The organism is Stenotrophomonas sp. 3diitr2024, assembly GCF_042136455.1.
Lineage (GTDB): Bacteria > Pseudomonadota > Gammaproteobacteria > Xanthomonadales > Xanthomonadaceae > Stenotrophomonas > Stenotrophomonas sepilia.
The window spans coordinates 1-4,161 of record NZ_JBHHMJ010000767.1; the positions used below are offsets into that span (position 1 = coordinate 1).

The 4,161-nt window shown below is 69.5% G+C and carries 4 protein-coding genes and 1 pseudogene; 3 read left to right on the forward strand and 2 right to left on the reverse strand.

All coding sequences use genetic code 11. The features are described from left to right. Window positions 1-92: 92 nt before the first annotated feature. The gene (gene rsgA / locus ABGA94_RS20300; protein ID WP_053501006.1) at window positions 93-1,202 is read right to left on the reverse strand and encodes a ribosome small subunit-dependent GTPase A; all 1,110 of its coding nucleotides are present in this window, start codon (window positions 1,200-1,202) and stop codon (window positions 93-95) included. A gap of 114 nt (window positions 1,203-1,316) precedes the next feature. Between rsgA and ABGA94_RS20305 the strand changes: the two genes are divergently transcribed. From ABGA94_RS20305 to ABGA94_RS20315, 3 genes are read left to right on the forward strand one after another with little or no spacing between them, the layout of a single operon-like run. Then, entirely contained in the window at window positions 1,317-2,591 is a 1,275-nt protein-coding gene (locus ABGA94_RS20305; protein ID WP_005419200.1) for a pyridoxal phosphate-dependent aminotransferase, read from the forward strand. 3 nt (window positions 2,592-2,594) lie between these two features. After that, a complete protein-coding gene (locus ABGA94_RS20310; protein ID WP_005419202.1) occupies window positions 2,595-3,212 on the forward strand; it encodes an SGNH/GDSL hydrolase family protein in 618 nt (205 codons plus the stop codon). A gap of 4 nt (window positions 3,213-3,216) precedes the next feature. Next, complete coding sequence (locus ABGA94_RS20315) at window positions 3,217-3,936, forward strand: methyltransferase domain-containing protein (protein WP_005419203.1); 720 nt, start codon at window positions 3,217-3,219, stop codon at window positions 3,934-3,936. A gap of 132 nt (window positions 3,937-4,068) precedes the next feature. On the opposite strand, the pseudogene ABGA94_RS20320 reads toward ABGA94_RS20315, so the two are convergent. Next, a pseudogene (locus ABGA94_RS20320) lies at window positions 4,069-4,161 on the reverse strand (DNA-binding response regulator); the annotation flags it as partial.

The window sequence follows — 4,161 nt, forward strand, 5'->3', positions numbered from 1 at the left end:
GCGGCGCGCCGCCGCCCGAGCGTTGGGTCGGGCGCTACAGGGTGTCCCGGGATGCATCTCTTGTAGAGCCGAGCCCACGCTCGGCTGCACTGTCAGCGCCTACGCGGCTTTCCGGCCGGGCGGAACTGCTGGCCCTTGCCCTTCCTGCCGCCACGTTCCTGCGCGGTCTCGGCCTGGCGCACCGCCAGCTTGGCGGCAGCGGCAGCCACTTCTTCCTTCAGCTTGAAGTAGTTCAGCAGCCGGCTCTCTTCGATCTCGCCAGCGTCGATCGCTGCGCGGACAGCACAGCCCGGTTCCTGCTGGTGCTTGCAGTCGTTGAAACGGCACTGCGTGGCCAGCGCTTCGATGTCGGCGAAGCCACCTTCGGACAGCGTTTCTTCGCCGGTCGGCTTCAACTCGCGCATGCCGGGGGTGTCGATCAGGCAGGCGCCGGTCGGAAGCGGCATCAACGCGCGATGGGTGGTGGTGTGGCGGCCGCGCGAATCGTTGGCACGCACCGCGTTGGTCTTCATCCGCTGCTCGCCGAGCAGGGTGTTGGTCAGCGTGGATTTGCCGGCACCGGAGGAACCCACCAGCACCACCGTGCGGCCCGGGCCCAGCCACGGTTGCAGCACCGCCACACTGTCGGCATCCAGGCCGTTGATCGCATGCAACGCGATGCCCTGCATCTCCAGTTCTTCCAGCACCGCCAGCGCATCCTCGCTGTACTCGGTCTGGTCGGCCTTGGTCAGCACCACCACCGGTTCGGCGCCGCCACCGCCGACCAGCAGCAGGTAGCGCTCGATGCGGCGCGGATTGAAGTCGGCATCCAGGCCACAAACGATGAACACCGTATCGATGTTCGCTGCGATCACCTGCTGGTGGTAGTGCTCGCCCGCCGCGCCACGCTTGATCGCGGTGCGACGCGGCAGCAGCGCAACGATGCGGATGCCGTCCAGCAGCACCCAGTCGCCCACTGCAGGCCGCTCGTGGCTGGGGAAGCGCGGGCGCTGCCATTCCGGCAGTGACTCCGCTTTGATCGCCGCATCCGGGCCATCGGCCACCACGTAATGGGTCCGGTGCTGCTCGATCACCCGCGCCGGGCGGGCCTGCGGGTGCGCGGCCATCATGGCCTGCCAGTCGGCCTGCTGCGCCGGGCCCGGCCAGGGCCAGCCGATGGTCTGCAGGGCGATGAAATCGGGGGTCTGGGTCATCGCCGCCATTCTACCTGTGACGGCCCCCGGCCAGCCCAGCAATGGCAGGCGCGGAGCCGTTGCCATGCACTGCAGCAATTCCGGTAGGATGGAATCCCCATGCCTTTTGACGGCCCAGCCCCCATGTCCACCCTTTCGCCCAAGCCCCTGGCCATCCGCGAGCGCCTTTCCGAAGTGCGCTACGAGATCCGCGGAGAACTGGCCCGGCGAGCGCGGGAGCTGGAGGCGCAGGGCCGCAAGCTGATCAAGCTCAACATCGGCAACCCGGGCAACTTCGGTTTCCGCGCACCCGAGCACCTGCAGCGCGCGATCGCCGACGACATGGGCCGCACCGACCCGTACACCCACCAGCAGGGCCTGCCGGTGGCGCGTGAAGCCATCGCCGATTACTACGCCCGCCGCGGCGCACCGGATGCACACCCGGACCGCGTGTTCGTCGGCAACGGTGTCAGCGAGCTGATCGACCTGTCGCTGCGCGCACTGCTCAATCCGGGCGATGAGGTGCTGGTGCCGTCGCCGGACTACCCGCTGTGGTCGGCCTCCACCATCCTCAACGATGGCCGACCGGTGTACTACCGCTGCGCCGCCGAAAACGGCTTCCAGCCGGACCCGAGCGAGATCGAGACGCTGGTGTCGTCACGCACCCGCGCCATCGTGCTGATCAACCCGAACAACCCCAGCGGCGCCAGCTACCCGCGTGAACTGCTGGAGCGCGTGGTCGAGATCGCACGACGCCACAACCTGCTGTTGCTGGTCGATGAGATCTACGACCAGATCCTGTACGACGATGCGGTGTTCCAGCCGGTCGCGCCGCTGGCCGGCGACCATCCGTGCCTGACCTTCAGCGGCCTGAGCAAGGTGCACCGTGCCTGCGGCTGGCGCGTGGGCTGGGCCCACCTCAGCGGCGACGACGCGCGCCTGGGCGACTTCCGCGCCGCGCTAGACCTGCTGGGCGCGCTGCGCCTGTGCGCCAACGTACCGGGCCAGTACGCCATCGAGGCCGCAGTGAACGGCCCGGACACCATCTCCGAACTGTGCACCCCGGGTGGCCGCCTGTATGAAACCCGCCGTGCGGTGATCGACGCCTGCGAAGCCAGCGAGCACCTGTCGCTGGTCGCGCCGGCCGGTGCGCTGTATGCGTTCCCGGCCGTGGTCGGTGCCGCTGCCAAGGGCTTTGACGACCACAACTTCGCGCTGGACCTGATGAACAACGAAGGCGTGCTGGTGGTACCGGGTTCCAGCTTCAACGTGCCCTACCGCCATCATTTCCGCGTGACCCTGTTGCCGGAAGCCTCGGTGATGCGCGATGTGTTCGCCCGCATCGACCGCGTGCTGGCCCGGCGTGCCGAGGACGCGACCAAGGTCGTGCCGCTGAAGCCGCGCCGTTCGGTGGCCTGAGCGGTGGCGCTGTCCTACCTGGCGCTGGGCGACTCGTACACCGTCGGAGAAGCCGTTGCCGTCGAAGGCCGCTGGCCGCACCAGCTGGCCGCCGCCCTGCGTGCGCAGGATGTGGCGCTGGCCGACCCTCAGACCATCGCCACCACCGGCTGGACCACCGACGAGCTGGACGCCGGCATCGATGCGGCCGCACCCCAGGGTCCGTTCGATTTCGTCAGCCTGCTGATCGGCGTCAACAACCAGTACCGCGGCCGGCCGCTGGACGAGTACCGCGTACAGTTCCAGGCCCTGCTTCAGCGGGCGATCGGCTTTGCCGGGGGCCGCCCCGGGCGTGTGCTGGTGCTGTCCTTCCCCGACTGGGGCGCGACGCCGTTCGGTGCCGGCAGCGGCCGCGACCTGGCCACCATCGAGATCGAGACCGACGAGTTCAACGCAGCGGCCGAGGTGATCAGCACCCAGCAGGACGTGGCCTTCGTCGACATCACCGACATCAGCCGTGACCAGGGTGACAACCCGGCAATGATCGCCGAAGACGGCCTGCACCCGTCGGCGCGGATGTACGCACTGTGGAGCGCGCGCGCGCTGCCGGTCGCCGCACACCTGCTCGGTGGCACGGACTGACACGATGGATGGTACGCCACGGAACGGCCCGCCCCTGCCCTGCACACCGCTGACCGCCCCGCAGGCCCGCGCGATCGCCGAAGCGTTCCGCCCGGCACGGGCCTGGGGCAGCCGCCGCGACTACTACTACACCCGCGGCAAGCTCGGCAGCGACCCGCTGTATGACGGCGTGCTGCAGCATCTGCCCGACGACGGGCAACCCTTACTGGACCTGGGGTGCGGGCTGGGCCTGTTCGCCCACGTGCTGCGCCAGCGCAGCGGCACCCACCCCTACCTCGGCGTGGACGTGGATGCCGGCAAGATCACCCGTGCCCAGCGTGCCGCCGCCGGCCTGCACGCTGTACGCTTCGACTGCCTGGACGTGCAGGCGCCACTGCCGGCGCAGCCTGGACACGTCCTGTTGCTGGATGTGCTGCAGTACCTGGACGCGGGCCCACAACTGGCATTGCTGCGTGCGGCCAGCGCGCGGGTGGCCGCCGGCGGCCGCCTGCTGCTGCGCACGCCGCTGGCCACCGGCGATGGTCGCGACCGCACCACGCGGGTGGCGGACCGGTTGGCCTGGCTGGTCGGCTGGATGGGCACGCGGCCGCGCCACTACCCCGACCCGCACGTGCTGCAAGCGACACTGGCCGAGGCCGGATTGCAGGTGACGGCGCCGCGTCCCCTGCATGGGCGCACGCCATTCAACAGCTGGTTGCTGGTGGCCGAACGCCCCGCGCTGTAGAGCCGCGCTGCGACGTTTTTCCGGTGCTTCACACCGCCGCCCGAGCATCGGCTTGGGCGCTACAGCAGCGCCCCCTTGTAGAGCCGAGCCCATGCCCGGCTGCTCTACATCACCAGGAAAGGCAGGCCGCCCCTACAGCCACCCCTTCTGCCGCGCCAGCCGGTACGCCTCGATCCGGTTGGCCACGCCCAGCTTGCCGATGCACTCGGACAGATAGTTGCGCAC

Excerpts from the sequence above, each read along its gene's own strand:
- rsgA (WP_053501006.1), bottom strand. The coding sequence starts at position 1,202 with ATGGCGGCGATGACCCAGACCCCCGATTTCATCGCCCTGCAGACCATC.
- ABGA94_RS20305 (WP_005419200.1), top strand. The coding sequence starts at position 1,317 with ATGTCCACCCTTTCGCCCAAGCCCCTGGCCATCCGCGAGCGCCTTTCC.
- ABGA94_RS20315 (WP_005419203.1), top strand. The coding sequence starts at position 3,217 with ATGGATGGTACGCCACGGAACGGCCCGCCCCTGCCCTGCACACCGCTG.